The organism is Bacterioplanes sp. CLAM21 (genome assembly GCF_059641015.1).
This window is the reverse complement of the sequence record NZ_CM184929.1, coordinates 1,634,770-1,659,341: the sequence shown is the minus strand read 5'-3', so window position 1 is coordinate 1,659,341 and position 24,572 is coordinate 1,634,770. Positions and strand designations below refer to the sequence as shown.

22 protein-coding genes are annotated in these 24,572 nt (G+C 49.6%); 7 read left to right on the top strand and 15 right to left on the bottom strand.

Annotated features, from left to right (window positions below):
• The first annotated feature begins 7 nt into the window (after positions 1–7).
• Positions 8–1,912, top strand: a complete 1,905-nt coding sequence (locus tag AC55FS_RS07730; protein ID WP_496935497.1) for a TRAP transporter permease — start codon at positions 8–10, stop codon at positions 1,910–1,912.
• Here the strand turns inward: AC55FS_RS07730 and AC55FS_RS07725 are convergent.
• From AC55FS_RS07725 to AC55FS_RS07710, 4 genes are all read right to left on the bottom strand, one after another.
• On the bottom strand, positions 1,863–2,321 hold the full coding sequence (locus AC55FS_RS07725) for a YaiI/YqxD family protein (RefSeq protein ID WP_496935496.1): 459 nt from the start codon (positions 2,319–2,321) through the stop codon (positions 1,863–1,865). The two genes, AC55FS_RS07730 and AC55FS_RS07725, sit on opposite strands and share 50 nt — an antisense overlap.
• Before the next feature lie 20 nt (positions 2,322–2,341).
• Positions 2,342–3,700 carry an L-serine ammonia-lyase gene (locus tag AC55FS_RS07720; protein ID WP_496935495.1) on the bottom strand — a complete coding sequence of 453 codons (1,359 nt, stop codon included), beginning with the start codon at positions 3,698–3,700 and terminating at the stop codon, positions 2,342–2,344.
• A gap of 493 nt (positions 3,701–4,193) precedes the next feature.
• Complete coding sequence (locus AC55FS_RS07715; RefSeq protein WP_496935494.1) at positions 4,194–4,748, bottom strand: hypothetical protein; 555 nt, start codon at positions 4,746–4,748, stop codon at positions 4,194–4,196.
• A 5-nt stretch (positions 4,749–4,753) separates the two neighbouring features.
• Complete coding sequence (locus tag AC55FS_RS07710) at positions 4,754–6,241, bottom strand: YbhB/YbcL family Raf kinase inhibitor-like protein (protein ID WP_496935493.1); 1,488 nt, start codon at positions 6,239–6,241, stop codon at positions 4,754–4,756.
• 148 nt (positions 6,242–6,389) lie between these two features.
• Between AC55FS_RS07710 and AC55FS_RS07705 the strand changes: the two genes are divergently transcribed.
• Entirely contained in the window at positions 6,390–6,890 is a 501-nt protein-coding gene (locus AC55FS_RS07705) for a GNAT family N-acetyltransferase (RefSeq protein ID WP_496935492.1), read from the top strand.
• A gap of 154 nt (positions 6,891–7,044) precedes the next feature.
• Here AC55FS_RS07705 and AC55FS_RS07700 read toward each other — a convergent pair whose 3' ends face one another.
• Positions 7,045–8,334, bottom strand: coding sequence for an alpha/beta fold hydrolase (locus AC55FS_RS07700; protein ID WP_496935491.1), 1,290 nt, complete (start codon positions 8,332–8,334; stop codon positions 7,045–7,047).
• A 141-nt stretch (positions 8,335–8,475) separates the two neighbouring features.
• The gene (locus AC55FS_RS07695) at positions 8,476–9,417 is read right to left on the bottom strand and encodes a helix-turn-helix domain-containing protein (RefSeq protein WP_496935490.1); all 942 of its coding nucleotides are present in this window, start codon (positions 9,415–9,417) and stop codon (positions 8,476–8,478) included.
• 116 nt (positions 9,418–9,533) lie between these two features.
• Between AC55FS_RS07695 and AC55FS_RS07690 the strand changes: the two genes are divergently transcribed.
• From AC55FS_RS07690 to AC55FS_RS07680, 3 genes are all read left to right on the top strand, one after another.
• A complete protein-coding gene (locus AC55FS_RS07690) occupies positions 9,534–9,929 on the top strand; it encodes a rhodanese-like domain-containing protein (protein ID WP_496935489.1) in 396 nt (131 codons plus the stop codon).
• Between the two features lie 87 nt (positions 9,930–10,016).
• The gene (locus AC55FS_RS07685; protein ID WP_496935488.1) at positions 10,017–10,415 is read left to right on the top strand and encodes a GFA family protein; all 399 of its coding nucleotides are present in this window, start codon (positions 10,017–10,019) and stop codon (positions 10,413–10,415) included.
• Between the two features lie 634 nt (positions 10,416–11,049).
• Positions 11,050–12,906 (top strand): amidohydrolase, encoded by a 1,857-nt coding sequence (locus AC55FS_RS07680; RefSeq protein WP_496935487.1) that lies wholly within the window; start codon positions 11,050–11,052, stop codon positions 12,904–12,906.
• A 39-nt stretch (positions 12,907–12,945) separates the two neighbouring features.
• Here the strand turns inward: AC55FS_RS07680 and arsB are convergent, their stop codons facing one another.
• The 9 genes from arsB to AC55FS_RS07635 all read right to left on the bottom strand — a co-directional run bounded on the left by arsB (position 12,946) and on the right by AC55FS_RS07635 (position 21,089).
• Entirely contained in the window at positions 12,946–13,962 is a 1,017-nt protein-coding gene (gene arsB, locus AC55FS_RS07675) for an ACR3 family arsenite efflux transporter (protein ID WP_496935958.1), read from the bottom strand.
• Positions 13,963–13,972: 10 nt separating this feature from the next.
• Positions 13,973–14,692 carry an arsenical resistance protein ArsH gene (gene arsH / locus AC55FS_RS07670; protein WP_496935486.1) on the bottom strand — a complete coding sequence of 240 codons (720 nt, stop codon included), beginning with the start codon at positions 14,690–14,692 and terminating at the stop codon, positions 13,973–13,975.
• A gap of 54 nt (positions 14,693–14,746) precedes the next feature.
• Positions 14,747–15,211 carry an arsenate reductase ArsC gene (locus tag AC55FS_RS07665; protein WP_496935485.1) on the bottom strand — a complete coding sequence of 155 codons (465 nt, stop codon included), beginning with the start codon at positions 15,209–15,211 and terminating at the stop codon, positions 14,747–14,749.
• Between the two features lie 8 nt (positions 15,212–15,219).
• A complete protein-coding gene (locus AC55FS_RS07660) occupies positions 15,220–15,564 on the bottom strand; it encodes a metalloregulator ArsR/SmtB family transcription factor (protein ID WP_496935484.1) in 345 nt (114 codons plus the stop codon).
• 226 nt (positions 15,565–15,790) lie between these two features.
• Positions 15,791–16,600, bottom strand: coding sequence for a hypothetical protein (locus AC55FS_RS07655; RefSeq protein WP_496935483.1), 810 nt, complete (start codon positions 16,598–16,600; stop codon positions 15,791–15,793).
• 231 nt (positions 16,601–16,831) lie between these two features.
• Positions 16,832–18,475 carry a chaperonin GroEL gene (gene groL, locus AC55FS_RS07650; protein ID WP_496935482.1) on the bottom strand — a complete coding sequence of 548 codons (1,644 nt, stop codon included), beginning with the start codon at positions 18,473–18,475 and terminating at the stop codon, positions 16,832–16,834.
• Positions 18,476–18,525: 50 nt separating this feature from the next.
• Entirely contained in the window at positions 18,526–18,819 is a 294-nt protein-coding gene (locus AC55FS_RS07645; RefSeq protein ID WP_496935481.1) for a co-chaperone GroES, read from the bottom strand.
• Between the two features lie 153 nt (positions 18,820–18,972).
• Positions 18,973–19,437 carry an FxsA family protein gene (locus tag AC55FS_RS07640; RefSeq protein WP_496935480.1) on the bottom strand — a complete coding sequence of 155 codons (465 nt, stop codon included), beginning with the start codon at positions 19,435–19,437 and terminating at the stop codon, positions 18,973–18,975.
• A 158-nt stretch (positions 19,438–19,595) separates the two neighbouring features.
• Entirely contained in the window at positions 19,596–21,089 is a 1,494-nt protein-coding gene (locus AC55FS_RS07635; RefSeq protein WP_496935479.1) for a hypothetical protein, read from the bottom strand.
• Between the two features lie 407 nt (positions 21,090–21,496).
• On the opposite strand from AC55FS_RS07635, the gene AC55FS_RS07630 reads away from it, so the two are divergent.
• On the top strand, positions 21,497–22,486 hold the full coding sequence (locus AC55FS_RS07630; RefSeq protein ID WP_496935478.1) for a ferritin-like domain-containing protein: 990 nt from the start codon (positions 21,497–21,499) through the stop codon (positions 22,484–22,486).
• A gap of 13 nt (positions 22,487–22,499) precedes the next feature.
• Positions 22,500–24,572: a LodA/GoxA family CTQ-dependent oxidase gene (locus tag AC55FS_RS07625; RefSeq protein ID WP_496935477.1), complete on the top strand. Its 2,073-nt coding sequence runs from the start codon at positions 22,500–22,502 to the stop codon at positions 24,570–24,572.

The window sequence follows — 24,572 nt, the reverse complement described above, 5'->3', positions numbered from 1 at the left end:
CCGATTTATGAGTAGTCCTGCACCAGCGCGCTGGCTGTTATGGCCACTGACTGCGCTCGCCATCGCCCTGTCTGTATTTCAAATTTGGCAGGGCATTAGCGCACAATTATCAGCGCCGGTATTTCGCCCAGTGCATCTGGGTTGGGTGCTGGCATTGGTTTTTCTAGCCTACCCGCTAATCGCCCGCTCTCATCACCGGACTGGACTGTATCTGATCGGCAGAGTATTCGACCTGCTCTGTATGGTCTTGTGTTGCTGGTGCACTCTACGCATTGCCCGCTTCGATTATGACGACATCAGCTTTCTGCTCGATGGTCTGGGCATGGCTGATTTAATCGCCGGTATTATGCTACTGGTGTTATTGCTGGAAGCCACCCGCCGTACCGTCGGTATGATCATGGTATTGGTGGCGGCCACCTTTATCGCCTACGCCCTGTTTGGCGATGTATTACCTGCGGCCATCGCCAGCAAAGGTTTTGCCGTAGAAGACATGGTGCGCTTTCATATTTATTCCACCAATGGTGTATTTGGTGCGCCACTGGCCATCGCTGCCGGCGTGGTCTTTATGTTCGTATTATTCGGTGCATTTTTAAATGTCACAGGCGCTGGTCAGTTTTTTATTGACGCAGCCTTTGCCGCCGCCGGTAAATATCGCGGCGGCCCGGCCAAAGCCTCAGTGCTGGCATCGGCGGCGCTGGGCTCTATTTCTGGCTCCGCCATCGCCAATACAGTGACCACAGGGTCTCTCACCATTCCGATGATGAAAAAACTCGGTTATACCCCAGAGCAGGCAGCCGGTATTGAAGCCGCCGCTTCCACTGGCGGGCAAATAATGCCGCCTGTGATGGGGGCAGGTGCGTTTGTAATGGCACAATTCACTGGCATTGCCTACAGCGACATATTGCTGGTATCCATAGCACCGGCCATTTTGTACTTTCTATGCACCTTACTGTATGTGCATTTAATGGCCGTTAAGCTCGGGCTAAAAGGGTTGAGCAGCAGTGAAAAAATCGCCACCGTACTGGCCAGAGGCTGGCATTATTTATTGCCATTATTGCTGATTACCTGTTTACTGATGCTGAGTTATTCGCCCGTATGGGTCGGCATTGCCGGCTGTGCTGCAGTATTAATTGCCGCGCTGATTGCTGGCTTTACCTCTGGTCATGAGCGTTTAACACTGGCGCACATCATCGCAGGGTTAAAAGACGGTGCCTTGATGGCACTGCCTATTTCCGTTGCTTGTGCCACGGCCGGTATTGTCGTCGGCGTGGTGGGGCAAACCGGGCTCGGGCTATTATTTACTCAATTTTTATTGGATTTATCCGGCGGACAGTTGTGGTCGGTATTGCTGCTGGTCATGGTGGCCGCCATTATTTTGGGCATGGGCCTACCAGTTACGGCCGCTTATATTGTGCTGTCGGTCATGGCGGTACCAGCCATGATGGATCTGGGCATCAGTATGCTGGCCGCCCATATGATCGTATTTTGGTTGTCGCAAACCTCTAACGTCACACCGCCCATCGCCTTAGCCGCCTTTGCTGGCGCCGGTATTGCCGGTGCCAAACCCATGGGCTCTGCCGTACAGGCTTTTAAACTGGCTCAAGGGTATTTTCTGATTCCAGCCATGATGGCCTTTTCAGCGCTGATCTGGACTCAGGACGTGAGTGCCTTGCAGTATCTAAGCGCATTATTAGCAACAGCCGCCCTCATTCTGGCTTTTGCCTGTGCCATTGAGGGCTATTTTGCTAGCCCCCTAGCAACACCCATGCGCGCAGGGCTGCTGCTGTTGGCATTGGCACTGCTGCTAATGCCAGACAGCTATCGCTGGCTGGCCGCCATCGCAGTGGCGTCCTTGCTGACGGTTAATTATTTCCAGCAGCGTTCTTCGCCAACCAGCGATCCAGCTGGTTAGCGAACTGCTGCCGGTCGGCCTGGCTGAATGCTGCCGGGCCGCCGGTTTCTACACCGCTATTGCGCAGCGTCTCCATAAAGTCACGCATATTGAGTCGTGCCCGAATATTGGCTTCGGTATGGTATTCACCTCGAGGGCTGAGCGCCGTACCGCCTTTGGCCACCACTTCTGCTGCCAGCGGAATATCGCCAGTAATCACCAAATCACCCGCTTGCAAACGCTGAACAATTTCATTGTCGGCCACATCAAATCCCTGACTGACCTGAATGCTGTTAATCACCTTAGATGGCGGCGTGCGCATGGCTTGATTGGCCACCAGCGTCAGCGGTGTTTGTGTACGTTCAGCGGCTCGAAATAGAATTTCTTTTACCACCACAGGGCAAGCATCGGCATCGACCCAAATATGCATGTAAAACTCACTGTGTTTGATCAGCACTCAGTATAATTGACCGCCAAGCCACCAAGCGAGGTTTCCTTGTATTTTTCCGACATTTCCAGGCCGGTTTGCTTCATCGCAGCAATGCAGTTATCCAGCGACATAATGTGCTGACCGCTGTCACGCAAAGCCAGCGATGCCGCGGTATAGGCTTTTAAAGCACCAAAACCATTGCGCTCAATACAGGGCACCTGCACCAACCCTTTGACCGGGTCACAGGTCATGCCTAAATGATGCTCCAGAGCAATTTCTGCTGCATGCTCCACCTGCTCGGCACTGCCACCTAAGACTGCGCATAAGCCAGCTGCTGCCATGGCGCTGGCTGAGCCTACTTCGCCCTGACAGCCAACCTCGGCGCCAGAGATCGAGCTTTTATGCTTAATAATGCCGCCCACTGAGCCTGCGGTTAATAAGAAGTCTTCGATTTGCTCATCCGATAACTGATGACGCTGCCAAGCGTAATACAGCACCGCAGGAATCACGCCTGCAGCGCCATTGGTAGGCGCAGTGACCACGGCATGACCAGCGGCATTTTCTTCATTCACCGCCATGGCATAAGCGCACAGCCACTCATGCAATTGCGCTTGCTGCGGATCATCCAACAGCTGCTGATGCAACTGTGCAGCCCGGCGTTTTACTTTAAGGCCACCAGGCAGTTCACCACTGGCCTTGAGGCCTCGTTCAACACAGGTCTTCATTGCCTGCCAGATATGCGCTAACCCCTGCTGCAACTCGTCAGCCGAGCGGTGCAAATGCTCGTTTTTGCGCTTCATCTGCGCAATGCTTAAGCCGCTTTCGCCTGCCATGCGCATCATGCAAGCAGCCCCTTCAAAAGGGTATGGGTAGGTGCTGTCTGACAATAAGGTGAGCGGCGCGACTAAGCCGGTCATTTCTTCTTCATCGTTAATAAAACCACCACCAATGGAGAAATAACGACGGCTGGCAAGACAGTTACCATCACTATCTAACAACTCAAACACCATGCCATTAGGATGCTCTGGCAAGGTATCTTGCATATCAAAAATCACATCCTGCTCTGGGTTAAAATCGAGCGTCCTTTGTTCTACCTGAATCTGTCGAAGAGGCATCACCTTGGCCAATTCTTCTTCAACGTCGGCCAGTGCCATGCGCTCTGGCGTATGACCATGCAAACCTAAAATCACTGCACGATCACTGGCATGGCCATGGCCCGTCAGTGCCAACGAGCCCTTGAGCACACAGCGTACCCGACTGGCCTGATCTGGCAGTGGCATTTCGGCCAAAAAACGACTGGCAGCCAGCATTGGCCCCATAGTGTGTGAACTCGATGGCCCAATGCCTGGCTTAAACAGCTCCAGAACACTGATAAACATGATTACCCTGCCTTACTTTTCTATGGTTATTCTGCCGCCTGTTATTTCACGCTAGCCCAGTAAAGGCAAGCCTCATAGCACGTCAGTCTGCTGTTTTCAGGCATCATAGCTATGCCTGAAAGTTATAAAAAATAAGTGTGCTCTACAGCCCACCCTGATCGAACAGATATTCGTTAAATGACCTTTTAGAAAAAATTAAAATCGACCGCTAACAATGGCTCGCTAACCAGCCTCACTTTGTCAGCTTAACGCCAATCGCCCTAACACCATCCAGAAGGGTCATTATCCATACCGACACGTTTTACCCTGGTAAGCATGATCAATGCCTGGATAGTCGTAAGCAGAGATGTCGAACATAAAGTAGATACCAGTGTGTATTGCTAAACTCACCAGGTAGCCTCATGCCATTTTCCATTAGCAAGGACCACATGTATGGGCACACTTTAACCTCTGCCCGCCAATGCCTTGTGGGCATAAACCTATTATCGTGGGATTAAAAGTTCACAGTTATTTTTTTACCCACTGGCTGCAGTTGCGTAACAGGCCTTGAAACCCTAACTAATACCGGCCCAAAACCCGCAGGAAACTGCAGTTCAAGCGCACTGGCATTCACAGGGGCATGTCCTTCGATCTGAATGGCTAAAAACCTCGCCTGCACACTATTATCTGATCCCACTTCATGAAGGGAACCTCCCAATAATATCTGCGCCCTTTGCAAACGTAGTTTTTGTCGAACCTCATTGATGGATGGAAAATGTACCGAGTTAGGCTTAAGCCTCGTTTTCCCATGCAACAATAAAAACTGTTCAAGAAACCGCTGTTGGGCGCCATTAATGGTTTGCATAAGTTGATCGTCACTGATTGAATCCAAACTCAAGTCAGGCTGCCCGGCCGCCACAAAGGCCAACCAATCACCACGAAACTGAATCGAATAATGGCCATCGTACCAATGCACATGGGCATTGCTCAGCGCCATAGGGTGAGCCTGCAAGCCAACAGAAAAGCCCAATAAGCACAGTAGAAAATAGCAAAACCGCAGAGTATTCATATGCATTAACGGCAATAAGTGAAGATATCGTCAGCAGCATCTGACCATTGAAAATCCCAACAGTCATTGCCTGTCGCCGACGTTTTGTACTTAACGCTTCTAGCGCCGTTACCGTAAGTTAGCGTGTGCCAGCCATCGCCTTCTTGACTTAGGCTGTTGATCACTGTCATTAACGGCTCTCCGGCCAGCTCGCCATTCGGTTGCACGTCGCCAAAACTTCGGCCCTGCAGTGAGGGGACATTCATATTCAAACTATCATCGACCGCTGCCCGATGGCATCCCAGCACATACGGAACCGTCGCTGTGGTGTAATAGACAAAGCTGCCATCAACGCCTGCTTGGGCATTGCAGTCGTCTAAATTGTTATTGGCTGGCAAATTATTAATATCGTTAAAACGGCCGCTGCCGTAATAATCGCTACCACCGGTGCCAAAATACACAGGTATGCCATCTAAGCCAAAGGCAATGGGCTGGTTTAAATCATGTTTATCCAACAAACACACCGGCGCATAATGGTAGTGGTAATCATCGCCCTGACCGGCATGGCCACCACACTGATCCAACTCGCCCAATAACACGGTATCGTTTTCTTGGCGATAGTCATAAACACGCGGATCGGTATCGACATCAGGACGTTTATCGTAGTGAAAAATGGGCACACCATTGACAGCAAATGCAATCGGACCACGGGCAGACGCTGACTGCCAGGTATCGCTGTAAAATTCAGGTGCCAACGGAATTTTCCAGTTAAAACCATAAGGAATGGGTACCCGATTAATCCAGGCACTGATGCCCACCATCATTTGGTTGCGACTATCGGTTGGATTTTGCTCAGGCAATCCTGTTGCGCTGGTCACATATAGATAGCTCTCATCGCATTGTGTCGAGACTAAATCACTATAACCAGCAAAGGCCGCCGATTTTTGCTCACACACACTGCTCGCTGGGCTGCTACTGGCCAAATAGCTCAAGTTCAGTTCGGCCGTTGCCAGAATACGACTGCTAATGGCCGTTTGCACTGTGCTGATCTCAGCCCCGGTTGACAAACCCGTGGCTGTCGATAACGCGTACAGGTTTAGTCGATAGTTCTGTTGCGTGCCAGTTGAGCAAGGTGGCAAATAGCTTTGGCTACCTTCTGCGTTTAAGCCAAGGCTTCCCGAATCCATCGTAGCAGCCAGCAACTGTGAGCTGCTGACTGGAATATCGTACAGCAACCAGTGCGCAACACCGCTACTCACATCGGTCATAATGAGTGCCAGCGCCTGGCTTTGCTCGGGCAACTGCTGCCAACTGACAGGAAAAGATATGCCCTCGCCGTCACAGCTGTATTGCTGATCCAACTGCCCGTCAGCATTCACGCCACTACTGGAGACGGCAAAATCAGCGACATCATCGCTAGGCAGTGTGTCCTTATCTTTGCTGCTGGAGCCGCCAGAACCACCACAAGACTGCAGCAATAAACAGAGAGCACACAATACAAATCTTGTTATCATCGTCTTGCCCTTTTGCTGGCGTCAATCAATACATGCTGCTTTTACCCTAGCCTAAGGCGCAGCACATACCGAAGCTAGCTGACCTCTCATTTATCCCTGGCCATCAAGTCACCTAGCTCCTTGGTGGCTCTTTAGTTAAGGACAACCTGTGATACGCCACGCCACCGCACAAGATGCCTATGCCATTGCCAACATTCACGTCGCCAGTTGGCAAACGGCCTATGCGGGCATAGTGCCAGACAGCTATTTGCAATCCCTTTCTATCGAGCAACGCCAACAGCAATGGCAGCATACCTTAACCAACGGCAAAGCCATCACTTGTGTATTGGAAAGCGCCGGACAGATCGCCGGCTGGGTGTGCGGTGGGTCTTATCGAGACGACAGCAGCAACGATGCTGGAGAAATCTACGCTCTGTATATAGAGCCACAGTATTGGCGCCGAGGTTATGGCCAGCAGCTGCTGCACCACATAGCCGATGCTTTAACCTTGCTAAATTATCAGCCCCTCTATTTATGGGTATTGACAGACAACACCCCTGCTCGGCATTTTTATCAGCAGCAAGGTTTTAGCCCAGATGGCGTTGTAAAAGACATTGTTATTGGTGATAAAACACTGCAAGAGATGCGTTACCGCTGGCACAAAAAGTAATAGTAGCCTGTAACACCAACCGCTTAACCAGGCATATTTCTGCAGTGTCGGCTGATGTTATTGTGGCTGATATAGCAGCCGGGCAATAGCAAAATACGCTGTTACCTGGCTACTTGATTACAACAGTCGCATTGATTCATTTACTCAATGCACATTAACGACTGCCGCAACGTTCAATATCATCTGCCATAGCAATGAGTTTATCGAGAATGCGCTCGCCATCAACACCTATGCCATTATGCTCGTATTCATTTGTTTCCCAGGCACGGGCATTGGCCATTTTGCTCAGAGTCTCGCGGCTAAAATCGTATTCAACAAACATATCCTGGGTGTACATAGCCGCCGCCACTGGCACTGTGTTATGCGCCAATTGCTGACGATCATACAAGGCAGGCCAGTCGGATTTTTCTGCCAAATTGTGAGCGGCGCCCTGCAACGGCTTTAACGTCTGCAATTGCTCAAACATCCATGGGAATACCATTTCGCCAACCAACTGTAACCGGCTTTGCTCAGCGCCAAATTCGGGCAACTGCTGCCATACTCGCTGGGCCGCCCAGCGAGATGCATGACCTTCGCAATAAATCGACTCATGCAGCAAAGCATAAATTGGGTTGGTTAAAAAACCTTGCTGCGCCAGCATGTCTTGCAAAAATTCATAACGAACCTGCAAGCCTTGCTCTGGCACCTCGATGACAGCGTTATCGAGCAAATGATAAATACTTTCCGCGCCGCCACTGCGTCCTAAATCAATACCCAAGGCTTGAATTTGCTCAGGCGTCAGTTGCTGACCATTGGGCATTAACACTACCTGGCCACGCAGCAGCTCGGCCAGCTGATCGGTTTTGTTGGCTAAGCCTGCAAAGCGCTGCCATAAACGCTGGTTTTTTTCCGCCGTACAGGCAAAGGTCGCTTGGTAGACCTCTTCAATGCTGCGATGAATGGGCGGTATGCCACCGGTAATGTACACCTGCTTTAAGCTGTCGGGGTAAAACGACAAATAGCTCAGCGCACAAAAACCACCAAAGCTTTGCCCCAACAGCGACCAACGCTCGATGCCCAATTGCTGACGAATGGCCTCGGCATCGGCGATAATTTGATCGGCACGAAAATACTGCAGGTACTCCGCCTGTTGCTCGGCCGTTAAATGCGCCAGGGTTTGATGAGTTTGCGGCGTACTTTGGCCGGTACCGCGCTGATCTAACAATAAAATGCGAAACTGCTTGGCGGCTCGTTTCATCCAGCCCGTTAAGGCCGTTGGCCTTGGTGCAGGAAAACCCGGCCCGCCTTGCAAATACACCAGCCAAGGTAAGCTTTCTGCCTCACGCCCGTGGGCACGCAGTTCACGAGCAAACACACTGATAGTACGACCATCGGGCTGATGATGATTCACCGGCAGCTCAAACCGATGATCGACCCAAACACAATCGCTAAGATTAACCGTCATAACAATCCTTACAGGCCAGCGCCTGACGCGTCAATAATGGGCTGCCAGCAACAGCAGCAAGGCGGTTATAGTAGCGATTACTGCTCGGTTGGCACAGAGGCACCGTTAGAAACACAATGACAGTGGTTCTGAGCAATGCAGCTATTTGCTGCGTAAAAACTGCTGTCGATAGTGAGTCGGCGACACTCCTAAGGCTTTTCTAAAGTGATGCCTCAAAGTGCCAGCATGATCAAAGCCTGCTTTTAGCGCCACCTCGTCAACACTGCCCTGGGCCTGCTCTAATAAACTCTTCGCCAGTTGTATCCGCTGCTCCGTTAACCAAGCCTTCGGCGATAAATTAAAATTGGCGCGAAATTTTCGGTCAAAGGTACGGCGCGACATGTTGGCTTTATTTGCCAGTTGGTCAATATCAATAGAGTCAGATAAATGCTGCGTTGCCCAATCCAGCGCAGCGGAAAACTGGCTATTCACCTGCATCACAGGCGCATCGGCAAACTGTGATTGGCCGCCTTGGCGATGGGCCGACAAGACCAATCGTCGCGCCACCGCATTCGCGACATCACTGCCAAAATCCTGCCGTATTACTTCAATGCCCAAATCCAGTGCCGCAGCACTGCCGGCCGAACAGCCCAGATTTCCCTGTAGCAGATACAGCACATTATCGACAAACTGTACCAGGGGGAATCGCATTTTAAACGCTTGGGCATAGCGCCAATGAGTGGTGGCCTGCTTACCATCCAAAAGACCGAGCTGCGCCAATAAAAATGAGCCCGAGCAAAACGATAAGATGCGCTGTTTATTTTTATAAAAGGATTGAATCGCACTGGCTAGCGCTGGCGCAATATCAGCCCCTTGGGTCGGCCAGCTGGGTATCACCAGGGTATCAAACCCATGCAGGCTATCGACCACAGTGGCACTCAATCCAACCCCGGCCGTTGATACTAATGGGCCTTTCTCGAAAGTTACCACCTGGCATTGGTACCAATGATCAAATTCCGGCCTCGGCAGGCCAAACAGCTCTACGGCACAGCCCAGCTCAAACAAAGCAGCACCGTTATAAGTCAGTACTGCAACAGTTTTCATATCGAACATCCGAACAACATTTGGCTGGATTTTAACGAATCATGTCTTTTAAGCCAATAGTGGTGAATAAGGATCAACGCCATACTGACGGGGTTTTCATCCACTAGGAGTCTCGCATGAGCAGCGCCGTATCCCGCATTCCCGCCGCCCAAAGCCAACAAGCATTGGCCCACTTTGAACGCCTACTCACCTTTGAGACCGATTGCTGGGATGTGCACCATGCCATCAGTAACCAACGCATGGATTTTGTATTGCTTGATGTGCGCGGCGAGGCACAGTTTCAGCAGGGTCATATCGCAGGGGCTATGCACCTGCCCTACAGCCGCATTAATTCAGACAGCCTTGAGGGCTTTAGCGACGACACCTTATTTGTGGTGTATTGCGCTGGTCCTCATTGCAACGCCACCGAAAAAGCCGCCATCCGTTTAGCGCAACTCGGGCGACCGGTGAAAAAAATGATTGGTGGAATTATGGGCTGGCTGGATGAAGGCTTTGAGCTGAAATCACTATGAAACATAGTGTCACACTCGTACTAACCTGAATTGTTCAGCCATCGAATTTTAGGATTTAACTGATTACACCAGTAAAAAGGAATGAACATGACCCATCGCGGAAGTTGTTTATGTCAGCAAGTGCGTTATGAAATACACGGAGAGCTCAGTGATGTATTGAACTGCCATTGCAGCATGTGCCGTAAACTGCACGCCTCAGCGTTTCGCACTCGCGCAAAGATTAATAGCAACGACTTGACCATAGTCGCAGGGCAGCACTGCATTCGATTCTATGAATCATCACCAGGTGAGCATAAAGGTTTTTGTCAACATTGTGGTTCTAGCCTTGTTACCCGCTTTGACAATCAACCCGATGTGTTAGGTTTTCCCTTAGGAACGTTAGATACCGATCCTGGTGTAACAGCCGAACGTCATGTATTTGTAGCTAACAAAGCTCCTTGGTTCACCATCACCGACGAGCTACCACAATATAATGAGCTTGAGTAATTTGATCGGTTTACTGCGGCGGGCTGCAGGCGCTGGGGGATTAGGCGCAAAAGCGATTTTAAAAATAAGGACATTAATATTGGCTGCGTATGCGGCAGCGAACCTCATGTCCTAGCAATGTTGCTGGGTTACTTTTTTGAGCTGCGGCAATTCCCTTTGCCCTCCTTGAGGGGACTTACCCCTCACGCCGGGCTGGCGAACTCCCCGCCTTGCGCTGTACAGGCCTTAAATCCCTTACTCACAAGACTGCGCTGACCGCCACGCAAAAAGCCAACGTCCCTGTCGGCCTTTTGCTGGCGCTGCCGTCCAGGCAGCCCCGACGGGCGCAGTCATTGTTCGTTGCGGCGGCCTGCAGGCGCAGGGGGTTAGGCGCAAAACCGATTTTAAAAATAAGGACATTAATATTGGCTGCGTATGCGGCAGCGAACTAGATAAGAGCAGACCTAACTACCTGATTATTAAAGAGCTTATTACTAAAAGGTGCTCAAACCCCTTCTTTGTCTTATCGCTATGTGCCTGAACGCAGTTTCGAGCAACCCCCAAAGGAGGGATGTAACACAGCGTAACCTTTAGAATTGACACGAGAAATTGAGTGACTTTAAGTAGTACTGACCAATTAGTTTAGGGAAGAACTATGAAACACAGCCATCACTGCTCTCAGTGCGCATGCCACAACCCCTTATGGAAGAGCTTGGAAAACTCAGCTAATAGAGCATCCTCTAGCAGCGCACTCAACCGTTTCACTAACGATAATCCAAACTTGCAACCACCGGAACGACAAAAACTTATCATGTACTCAGGTGGAACCATTCGCCCAATGACAGGCGGCATGACAGGTACTGTTGAAGCGATTGGATTTGCAGACGGTAAAGTAGTCGCTGTAGGTAGCCAACATGACGTTGCCAGTAAGATGAAGGCACTGGGGCTAAGACCCGACGATCACATTTCTCTGCCCAACGAACACACCTTACTTCCGGGATTGATCGAACCCCATGTTCATATCATCCCTACAGCAATGACAATGAGCTGGCCAGACTTGGGGCCGTATCAAGGACAGCATCTTAAAGATAATTATTGCCCCGAAAGTATTATCTCGGAAGCCAAGAAGAATCTAGTCAAACTTAGCACCGACGATTGGATACTAGGAACCGGAGTGGACCCAGCCTTAATGCCATTTAGGGATGGGCAGCTCGATACCATCACCATTGACAAACTTGACGATGCTTTTCCCGACAGAGGTGTGTATTGGATATCTGCTTCCATGCACACGGCGTATATCAATAGTGTTTCTTTAAATGCTATAACCGAAGGCATGAAAAATGACGAGAAATCTTCATTTATTGAAAAAATACGCCAGCAGGGTGCCCTGCAAGAACTTGAGCAAATGACGCTAGGGTTCACTGCAATACCGGAGTCACAGAGAGCCGATATAACAACCAACTTACCTGAAAACATATATAAGATCTTCAAAACTGCCAACGAACGTGGTGTCACCATGATGTTTGAGGCTGGAATGCGTCCTAAAATGAAGGAGGAGCTTGAGGCGTATCAAGCGGTCATGCCGCAGAATATACGTGTTGGCTATGCCCTATTATGTGAGAATACTGCTGACACTGACAATCTTAAACACCACAAGTCGCTCACAGAATTGGATCTTTACCAGCCTTTCGTTGTTGCTACCAAATTAGTATCGGATGGTTCAAATCAGGGGCTAACTGGCTATCAAAGCGAGCCCTATTGCTGTGAACCAGATAACAACTACGGTATTTTCAACTTCTGCAACCCACCTGCTTGCACAGCTTCGGACGAAAGTGCGCTTAACTACCAAAAAATGGTCGACGATATCATTAAAAAAGGATGGCCTTTACTCATCCATGCCAACGGCAATGAAGCCGTCGACCTTGCCCTCGATGTATACGAAGAGGCATTAGGCGATGAATCAGGGCTAACATCTCGACACCGTATTGAACACTGCTCCCTTTTAAGTGATAACAGCGCTAAGCGCATGCAGAAACTAGGAATATCACCCAGTTTTTTGATTGGTCATGTTGGCTATTGGGGCTATGCATTTGATCAGGTGATATTTAAGGAAAAATCACAACTGCTAGATCGTTGTAACACCATGCTTGAACTGAATGCCCGTATCACTCTTCACAGCGATCTTTCTGTTAGTCCAATTGGACCGCTGCGAATGATGGAGCAAGCAGTCACTCGCATCATGGAAAAATCACCGGAAAAATCAGTATTGAGCAAGGATGAACGTATCAGCAAAGAGCAAGGGCTGCGCGCTATAACATATGATGCGGCTTGGCAGTGCCATACCGAGCAATGGCTAGGCTCTTTAGAGCCCGGAAAACTGGCTGACTATATCATACTTGCCGAAGATCCACTTTCTATCAAGGATGATACCAAGATTCGTGATATTCCTGTGTTAGAAACATGGGTTGGAGGAAGACGGTTCCACTCGGAACCATCTGCTAACAACTCATAATTTAAATACGAACAGATTTTCAAATGAAAATCTGTTCGTTTATTCAAACCAATGCCGAGTACGATTCGCAAACCATACCAATGACAACATCACAGGCACTTCGACCAGCACCCCCACCACAGTTGCCAGAGCAGCACCTGAATGTAGACCAAATAAAGAAATAGCAACAGCTACGGCCAGCTCGAAGAAATTAGAAGTTCCTATCATGCATGCTGGCGCGGCAATATTGTGGCTTAGCTTTAAACGCTTGGCAGCCACATAAGCAATAGCAAATATGCCATAGGTTTGAATCAGTAGCGGAATGGCGATCATGCCAATGACCATGGGTTGCTCAAGGATGGTTTGTGCCTGAAACCCAAACAGCAGCACAACCGTTGCCAATAAACCGATAATGGACCAGGGCTTTAAGGTGGCAACAAATTGATTTAAACGACTATGGTCGTTGCTTTTATCCAATATTTTACGAGTGAACACACCTGCCACCAATGGCAGCACTACATACAACACAACAGACAATAGCAAAGTTTGCCAGGGCACCTGTATATCGCTGATACCGAGCAGAAACGCGGTAATGGGCGCAAAGGCAAACACCAAAATGATGTCGTTGATAGATACTTGCACCAGGGTATAGTTTGCATCGCCCTTAGTCAGCTGACTCCAAACAAACACCATGGCCGTGCATGGCGCCACCCCTAGCAAAATCATACCAGCGATGTATTCACCCGCGGTTTGTGCATCGACCCAATCGGCAAACAATACACGGAAAAACAGCCAGCCTAATAAGGCCATGGTGAAGGGCTTAATCAACCAGTTAATGGTTAAGGTCAGCAGCAGACCTTTGGGCTTTTTACCGACGTCTTTGATGGAAGAAAAATCCACCTGAATCATCATGGGATAGATCATCAACCAGATTAATACCGCCACCACCAGATTAACGTGAGCATATTCCAGCATGGCGATTTGACTGAATACGCCTGGTATCCAGTTGCCTAGCAAAACGCCAGTGACAATGCCAAGTGCTACCCATACAGACAAATAACGTTCAAATAACCCCATCATATGACTCCTACATTGAACGTTGGTTAACGCGCTGCATCAGCTGCTCTGCCGACTCTACTCGCTCCGAGTAACGATCGACTAAATAATCACTGTTATCGCGCGTCAACAGAGTGAACTTCATCAGCTCTTCCATCACATCCACAATGCGGTTGTAGTAGCCAGATGGCTTCATGCGGTTATTATCGTCAAATTCCAAAAAGGCTTTGGCAACTGACGATTGATTAGGGATGGTGATCATACGCATCCAGCGACCCAATACACGCAGTTGATTGACCACATTAAAGGATTGCGAACCGCCTTCTACCTGCATCACGGCCAAGGTTTTTCCTTGAGTTGGACGTACCGCACCCAAAGATAGAGGAATCCAGTCAATTTGCGCTTTCATAATGCCAGTCATGGCACCATGGCGCTCGGGCGAACACCAGACCTGACCCTCAGACCACACAACCAAGTCGCGCAATTCTTGCACCTTTTCATGCTGCTCATCGGTGCTATCAGGCAAGGGCAAACCCTGCGGGTTAAATATGCGTACCTCGGCCCCCATTTTTTCTAACAGGCGCGCGCATTCTTCGATAACCAAGCGGCTAAAAGAGCGCTGACGCAGTGAGCCGTATAACAACAGTATGCGTGGTTTATGGGTTGAAAATTCACGTTTAAATTCTGCCACGGTAGGTGTTTGAAACTGCTCGCGGTCGATATTGGGTAAAAATTCGTCTGTAGATGGCATAACGGCTCCGACACCAGATATTTTTGTGCATGTTGAGATACTGCGATCACTCGGCTAAGTATCTGCTAAATTCCGCAATGCCTGTGACCATTGTTCACGTGGTAGACAGGCAATGGTTTTTAATCGCTGCACCCGTGCTTGAATAAGCGCTATACAGTGTTTAAACGCCTCCGCTTGCTGTGCCGGTGTGCCTTCAACCTTTGACGGATCTTCAAGCCCCCAATGCAGCTTGATGGCTTGGCCAAACCACACCGGGCAACTCTCACCGGCGGCAGAATCGCATACGGTAATCACCACATCCGGGGCAAAGTCTTCAAACTCGTGCCAGGATTGGCTTTGCAGCCCCCCAGTGTCGATGCCTGCTTGCTGTAAATATTTAAGCGATAGCGGGTGCACCTCGCCGCTAGGCTGGCTGCCAGCGCTACGCGCTTCAATGACGCCTGGAGCTTCATGATTAGTCATAGCCTCAGACAAAATACTGCGGCAGCGATTATGGGTGCAGATATAAAGGATTTTCATGGCGGGCCTCAGCAACAGTTGGCGGTTAAATTTTTCCGTGCGCTAGATACATAATCCGGATTTTGCTTTGCCGTCAGCACTAACACCTGCCGTGCCCAGTCAGGCAGCTGCGGGTGCAAGCTGTAATACACCCACTGCCCTTGTCTGCGATCCTGCAGAATGCCGCTTTTGCGCAGCTGCGCCAAGTGGCGAGAAATTTTCGGCTGCGACTGTTGCAGTGCTGCCATAAGATCGCACACACACAGCTCGCCCTGCTCAGCAATCAACAACAAGGATTGCAGCCGAGTATCATCCGCCAGCGCTTTGTAAAACGTTAATGGAAACAGTGCTGCTGCTTTAGTCGTGCTTGCCATCCTGTACTCCTATCCATTCACCCACTACCTATGGCACCAAATACCCACCAAACTTTTTGAATAACAAAGGGAGTCGCTCAACCACCGTTGCCGACCATAAATATAACAAATTTCATATATATGGCAAATCGTATATTCTAGACATAACGCCCGTCAAACAGGCATTGGTGAGCCATAAAAAAGCCGGCCACAAGGGCCGGCGACATCAGCTACAGCTGGCTTAGATTCAATCTCTGGTGTAGGCGTTGAAAAAGTTATCTCCAAAATACCCTATCGCTTGCAGATAGTAGGTTCCTGGCTTGGATATAGGGTACTCAATGGATCTGCAGCCCGATACTTCGGTACGCTCCCCTTGAGCCAGTAGTGTTTTTCCATCTCGGTCAAAGAGATCCAGGTAAGTACCACTGTCATTGCAGTCAACGCCCTCAATCACTAACTCTGAGCTTTGCGGAACATCAAGCTTGAACCAAGCAGGGCCATAAAAATAACCATGATGGCAGCCACGATTGAGGGTTGCAACGATCGCGCTGTCTGCATCTTTGCCCTTGGTTTGCGCAAAAACACAGCCGGATTCTTCATAAAGCTTTTGTACGGCGTCGAAGTTCACCAACTGGTTAATATCTTCGCTACAGGAAGCACCAGAGCTATTCGAATAATATTCCCTTACCTCACCATCGGCTGCAGTTACCGTAATGCTATGCCCCAGTGTGTCCGTCCAGCAGTCACCGGGATTTTCCTGCAAGCTAAAGTCAGACAAGGCTGCTATCTGCTGCTTCGATAAATCGGCAAACTCGGAAGAGAAGCCAGAGCCCCCATCCCAATAACCAAATGAGGAAATACTTATAGCCGTATCTCCTGCTTGAAACACAGGGCTTTTCGCACTGAGCTGAGCCGCTACCTCTTCATTTTTATTGGCTCGAATAAAAGGATCATCGCCAACGCCCTTATCTGGTTGTTTTGAAGAATGATTATCTCCGCCACAACCAACAGCCATAACTGCAAAAATAACCGGCAATAGTCGTTGTTTAGTGTCCATACAAACCTCCTTATCAATTGAGCACGCAGCTTAAAGCAACAAGGAGAAGTAAAATCTAAAGAAACTGCAAATAAAACAACGACTTACAATGACATTACAGTTATAAGAACAGCCCCACAAGCCAATCATTGGCGGTTTCCGTTCTGCGCGAGAGTCGCCAGTGGTGGTAAATCAACAGGCATAAAAAAACCGGCCATAAAGGCCGGTTTTTATTCGCATAGAGCGAGCAGCTTACATCATGCCGCCCATACCACCCATGCCACCCATGCCGCCCATATCAGGCATTGCAGGAGCGTCTTCTTTTGGCACTTCAGCCACCATGGCTTCAGTGGTGATCATCAGACCAGCAACAGAAGCGGCCGCTTGCAGCGACGAGCGAGTCACTTTTGCAGGGTCCAGAATACCCAGCTCGATCATGTCGCCGTATTCACCGGTAGCAGCGTTAAAGCCAAACGCGCCTTCGCCCGCTTTTACTTTATCGACAACCACTGAACCTTCTGCACCAGCGTTAGCCGCGATTTGACGAATCGGTGCTTCCATCGCACGCAGTGCCAAAGCGATACCAACGTTTTGATCTTCGTTATCGCCTTCAACGGTGACGTTAGCCAGAGCGCGTACCAGAGCAACACCACCGCCAGCAACCACGCCTTCTTCAACGGCTGCGCGAGTTGCGTGCAGAGCGTCGTCTACGCGGTCTTTTTTCTCTTTCATTTCAACTTCAGAGCCAGCGCCGACTTTGATCACAGCAACACCGCCTGCCAGCTTGGCAACACGCTCTTGCAGTTTTTCTTTGTCGTAGTCTGAAGTAGAGGCTTCGATTTCAGCACGGATTTGCTCAACACGTGCTTTCACATCGCCTTCAGAACCAGCACCGTCAACGATCACAGTGTTTTCTTTGCTGATCACGACTTTCTTAGCCGTACCCAGGTGATCCAGAGTAGTGGTTTCCAAAGACATGCCTACTTCTTCAGAGATCACTTGTGCGCCAGTCAGCACTGCGATGTCTTGCAGCATGGCTTTACGACGATCACCAAAACCAGGCGCTTTAACCGCCGCTACTTTAAAGGTGCCACGCAGGTTGTTAACCACCAGAGTGGCCAGCGCTTGACCTTCAACGTCTTCAGCAACGATCAGCAAAGGGCGACCAGACTTAGCTACGTTTTCCAGTACTGGAATCAGCTCTTGCAGGTTGTCTACTTTTTTGTCAACCAACAGCAGCAGTGGGTTTTCCAGCTCTGCAGTCATTTTTTCTTGGTTGGTCACAAAGTAAGGTGACAGGAAACCACGGTCGAATTGCATACCTTCAACCACTTCCAGCTCGTCGTTCAGGCCTTTGCCTTCTTCAACGGTGATCACACCTTCTTTGCCCACTTTTTCCATCGCTTCAGCGATGATCTGACCAACGGTTTCGTCAGAGTTTGCAGAGATGGTACCTACCTGAGCAATAGCTTTGCTGTCGGCACATGGTTGTGCTTGTGACTTCAACTGCTCAACCACAGCCGCAGTCGCTTTGTCGATGCCGCGCTTCAGGTCCATTGGGTTCATGCCCGCTGCAACCGCTTTCAGGCCTTCGTTAACGATGGCTTGAGCCAGTACGGTAGCGGTAGTGGTACCGTCGCCCGCTTGATCGTTTGCCTGAGACGCCACTTCTTTAACCATCTGGGCGCCCATGTTCTGGAACTTGTCTTCCAGTTCGATTTCTTTCGCTACCGATACACCGTCTTTAGTGATGGTTGGCGCACCGAAAGACTTTTCCAGTACCACGTTACGGCCTTTAGGACCCAGGGTTACCTTAACGGCGTTGGCCAGGACGTTAACGCCTTCCAACATTGCCTTGCGGCCTTCGTTACCGAATTTTACTTCTTTAGCTGCCATGATTTTTTCCTTAACTGTATTTAGGTTTCGATGTCACTTAGCTGGATGGATCAGGATTCCAGCACACCATAAATTTCGCTTTCGTTCAGAATCAGCAGCTCTTCGCCATCTACTTCGATGGTATTTGAGCCAGAATATTTGCCAAATACGACAACGTCGCCTTCTTTGACATCTACCGCGCGGCTCTCACCGTTATCCAGAACTCGACCAGTACCAACGGCAACAACCACACCCTGGTTAGGCTTCTCAGCCACAGAGCCCGGCAGCACGATGCCACCTGCGGTGGTTTGCTCTTCTTCCTTGCGACGAACAACGACGCGATCGTGTAAAGGACGGATTTTCATTTGAAGTCTTCTCCAATGTTTGAACCAGTGTTGTGTTGTCGGCTGTGGCGTTCACACCACCGGATGCCGTGTTTTGCTTAATAAGGGTGGCAAAACAGATTTCAACACCCCGCATGAAATTTTTTTCTAATGCCTGCGCAAATAGCGCTGGCGCTAGTCTTGATCTCGACGAATGTAGTCACCTTCAATCACCCGCCCAGAGCCAGAAGGCGACGGCCCAGGGCGCCGTGACTCACCGTCATAGACGTTGCCAGCACCCATCACCATATTGGGCTTCAACAGCGCCATAACTTTACCCAGCAGAGCCCGGCGCACGCCAGGCACCAGTAGAGCAAACCCCAAGCTGTCGGTCACGAAACCAGGTGTTAGCAACATGGCACCCGCCAGTGCCAATAAAAAGCCTTCTGCCAGCTCTTTGGCTGGCAGGCTGCCCTGTTCCAGCTTGGTGCGAGCACGCATCAAGGTCGCCAGGCCCTGGGCTCTTAATAAGGTCACACCCACCATGGCAGTCAGCACCACCAAAGCCACGGTCGCTAAGCCACCAATGATCCCGCCGACTTGAATCAAGACATAGATTTCAACCAGAGAGATCACAGCAAAAAGGATAATAAGGGGCACATTCTGCTCCTGTTAACGAGTCATATTGGGTAGATGGGGCCATCGTCGCAGCAAAACAAGGGGGCCCAGTGGTGCATTGGTCAAGCAGTGTCAAACCTGTACTGCATGTGCAGTACAGGTTTGACCTCAGCAACGGATAAGTGGGCTAAGCACCGCGGTCATTCGTTCACAGTTAATACACGCAGATCGGTGTTGTTACTTATATCAACATCTGTATTAGCCATACGCACCAAGCTACGTATATCCCATTGACCAGCACGAGCAGGCTTAACCACCACTTCCAGCTGACGCTGCTCCCCTGCTGCCAAGTTGCCAATAAAGCAGGTCAGTAGCTCACCGTTACGCTCACACCCTGCGGGCAATGAAATGTCATAAATACTGTTTGCTAGCTGCAGCTCTGTATGCACGCCCAACGCCTGCACAGCCCCTATATTCGAGATGACAAAACTCAATTTGCTTTCAGTACCCGAAATAACAGCACTAGGTGATTGCAGCTGTAGACTCACATCGCTGTCTTCACCTTGATAGTCACCGGTAATGAGTAAATCGCCCCAGTCACGGCCATCGTACGGATAACGGCTACGGCCGAACTGCTGAAAGCGTATTTTAAACTGTTCGTTATATTGAAAAGTTGAATCGTGGTTGGCTTCGATTCGAGCAACTTGCTCGTCAAGGTTAATACTAACGTGACCGCCATTCGCTCCCAGATCCAATTGCTCTGCACTGATGACAGGGTACCAATCGACGCCATTGTGGCTGAGACTGACGCCATCACCCTGCATAGAGGTAACAAAGCGGGTGTCTAGCTCATCAGCTTCATCAGCTGACTCTGTCTGAAAAAAGCTTAAAGTGACATTGTCGGCGTGCTTTAGATTCACACTCCAGTCCAGCTGATTTAATGTTGGTGTAGAAAAATAGTTGGTTTGATCCATACGTAGGCGATCATCGACCACCCGCACTCGCCCACCACGACTGCTTTCAAACGCAAAGTTCGGATATTTCTCAACACCCCAGCCGAAGTTATGCTGATGAAGAACATTCGCAGGTGTGTATGGCGCTGCAGCTGTATTATCAACGACCACCTGTAGTCCATCACTCATTTGCGGCCCTCGAAAAATAACTTCATCATCAAATGTATTATGCGTCTTCCCCTCACTGGTGGTGCGGATATTAATGCCCAAATAGCGCTGACCTTGTGCTTGAAGTTGCCTTGCGTATTCACTGATATCTACTTTCACAGCACGAAGTGAATCAATGGTTTTAGTGGCTAGTAGTTGCTCGCCCGCAGCGGCATCGGATAACTCCAACACCCCGTCACCAACATAACCACGAAACTCCAATTCTGGTGTATTACTTGTACCCACCAGTTCGAATTGCAGCCATGCCTGTTCGATTCGATCCGCCATTAGGTAATCGCTTAAGTCAACTTCTACAGCGACACGCTTTGTATATCTTTGATTCAGATAATTAACATTCCGCCAGTGTGCATATAAATATCCGCTATTCGATGAGGATTCGAAAACGCCATCAGCATTATTGTCGCTAAAGGTGCTGGCGATTACGTTATCAATAGGTTGCTCTTCAGCTTGAATCGGCGCCAAAGTGCTGCATAAGGCACAAGCTGCCAGTAGAGAATAAAAATTAGTTTTCAACGTTCTTCCTTTTACATTTTTGAGTTCAGTAATGTTTGCAATCCAGCTTTGTCAGTCTCTGCCCATAGAATATTGGACAAAGTCCCCACTACCTCTGGGCCCTAACTATTGCTGTGATCATCTCAATGACGGTGCCAATGTTATCGAACGCTTGTCCCCTGTTGTTCCAAAACAGGGGACTACTTAACAAAAGAAAGGAAGGCGCTAGTTTTACAGCTATTTAACCGAGCCAAATGGTATGAACTCATACCAAAGCAGGACTTTTCCTTAAGACAAGCGGCCATAGTGGGCTAGCCATCTAGGCTTATTGTCTTGCTATTGCTCCCAGTGTTGCGCTGTCACGGAAGCACAGCAACAGCAACCGCTAATCCCACCAACCGCCCCACCCACACAGAGGACGGAGCCTGATGAAACTTAACCATTCCGAATGGGCGATGGAGCACCTGCACGATCACCTGCAAGCGGCAGTCGATCTGGAGTTGTGGACCATTCCCTTTTATATGTCAGCCATGTATTCGATCAAAGACCGTGAGTCAGATGCCTACCAGCTGATTCGCACTATCATCAATCAAGAAATGCTGCACCTACAATGTGCTGCCAATATGGCCAACGCCTATGGTCTATCACCCAAGATCACACCACCGGTATACAGTGGTACGAAAATACCGCATCTCGATTTTGCGTTAGATCCCAGCGCCGATACTGAACCCTATATGCCCTACACGGCAGAAATAGGACCGCTGGATTTATTGCACATTAATGGTATGTGTCTGGTGGAACTGCCAGAGTTTGGCGTTTCTAAAAAAGAGATCGCTCTGCAAACAGCCATTAATGAATATGGCACTATCGGCGAGTTTTATGACGCACTGCGCTTTGGTGCAAAATTACTAAAAACCCAAATCAAGGGTGGTGTACGCCAGGTAGATTTCTTTTCTGCCTTTTATCGCAACATGCCCAACATGACCGTCACCAACTCTGGAGCACCAGGCTTTGATCAAGTGTCACTGTTGATTGATCTGATCACCGATCAAGGTGAAGGCCAATGTAAAAAAGATCCCACTGTGCCCAAGGTTTTCCAAAACACTGCCGATGACATTGAGCCGAACAGCGATCATTTTGTGAAATTTAATCAAATCAAAGACGCAGGCGGCAGCGATGGCAGTAAGTTGCCGGAGACCTACTCTGTCAAGCCAGTGAGCGATTACACCGAAGAAGACAAGCAGTTACAGCGCATACTGATTAAGCAATTTGGCCAGCTCACCCAATCGATGGAAGGGCTATTTAAGGGTGACAACCCAGCTAACTTCTTCCCGGCCATGGCCAGCGTCGGCGGTGCGATAAAAAACTGCTGGGAACATGGGGTAACACCTCAATTCAGCGAAGCTAATCAGCAATAAGGATGTTTCTGCCATGAGTAATAAAACCGTATTCAGAGTACACCCAAGCGTTAACTTTGCCCGCTTTGGCACCAGTGATGATTATATTCTTTCGCCGGAAACCAGCGCAGGTTTACCGCAGCCCGGCAGCGATGTCACGGGTGGTTTACCGATTAAAAAAGGGACTGATAATACCCCTGTAACCAGCAATGATTTGCGTGACGATGAAGGTAACCTAAAAAAACAAGCAGCACGCTTTCGCATTTATGCCTACGACCTGGATGGGCCTGACAGCTACCCTAATGGATCAGGGTCTGAAATCGTGATTGGCACCCGCCTGGCCGATGGCAGAACCGTGACCGATCTTATTTGGTCTTGCCACCTGGCCAACAAAAAAGCCGCTGCTTACAACGTGGTCAACAATAAGGGCATCGATGCCTATGCAAACAACGAAGTTCCGCAAATGCGCAACCCGGAAGTGCACGGTACCATTGATTCCAGTTATCGATTAAACCGATTAATGATAGATGCTGGCCCAAGGGCCATCAGTGCTAAGAAAAAAGAGACGGCAGAGTTTAATCGTGGCTCAATCGCCAAATGCGTCAAAGAAGGTGGCGAGATTGTCACCCTGGCCGACTACCCCATTCGCTTTCCAGAAGACAGCAATGATGAGCTGTTTGAACCCTGTGGACCACTCAACACTCTGGGCGGCATACTGACCGATGATCAAGGTCGACTGCTAGTACTGGCCAGCCCTGGCAATGCCGTTGGTCAGTATGATGAATACGGTGTACCGATTCAAATGACTGGCGATCTGAATAATGTCGGTTGGTTTGACTCCGCCGCCGACGGCCCGGTCAAGGTCACACTGAAATTCGACGATGGCAGCTGTGAAGAAGCGTTTGGCGCCTGGGTGGTTTGTGGCGACCCAGCCTACGCACCACAGATTCGCAACGTCGTTTCGGTATGGGACGATGTTTATAATATGTTTGTCCGCGACCTACAGCTGCAGCCTGAGCTTTATGGCATATCCCCTAGCACGGACGACTATGGCTATAAATCCAGCTATAAACCGAACTTCTTCAGCGATATTCAGCCAATATTTATTGCCTGTAATCTGCAGCGCTGGACAGCCAACCTGCCTCCTTTAGCCTTGCATGCCCACGATGCGGTTGAAGCCATATCGGAACACGACAACCCCGATGAGACCATTATGGCAGCGCTCAATTTCATTCGAAATCCAAATGCGGATGAAACCAACATCGGCGCCCCGCTAATGCCACTGTCATTAGGAGCTGCCGGAACCTCTTTTTTGACCGTGACCAAAACCCAGTATTTTATGCTGGAGCAGTGGAGTAAACATCAATTCGATAAAGACAGTCCATCGGCACTCGGTGGCGGTGAGTTATTGGATATGGCTTCACTGGCTAATTGCCTGGGCGGACGTTATGTTCCTGGCATTGAAGTCAGTTACACCATTATGGAAAAGGACATTTATCAGCAAGACTGGAAAACCACCGGCAGTGGACCGTTTCGAATTAAGCACAAACCGCTGGATTATGATGGTCTCAAACGCGACACCCCCTACCTGTCGAGCGGCTGGATCCCACTGCACAATATGACCGACGGACTAGAGCCAGGCGACATTTCTAAGTTTATGGCCATTCCCTGGCAAACGGATTACAACTCATGCTCGATTCACGCCACGGCCATCAACACCGACGGCGTCAATGAAAGCAATGGTGCTGAAAGTACTTTATATTGGTCCTGGCCTTCGCAAAGGCCCGATGCGGTGTATGTAGCTGAAGAAGTCTTTAACAACGTATTACCCCAGCAAAAATGGTCCATTCGAGGCAAAGGCACCTATGCCGTTAACCCAGCCTCGGCCGCCACTTTCCAAGATCCACTGCAGTCGGTACAGGATTGGGACAAGATCGGCATTATTGTGCAAGGCAGCAATGTTGATAGTGAAACCCAAAGCTACTCGCCAGAGCTTTACCTTGAAGTACAAAGCCAGCTAACCCAAGTTGGCGATGCCACAGACCCGGTTGCAGCCTGGCCATTTAACGCTAACCCAAGCAAAAAGAAACGCGGTCGCCCACATTAA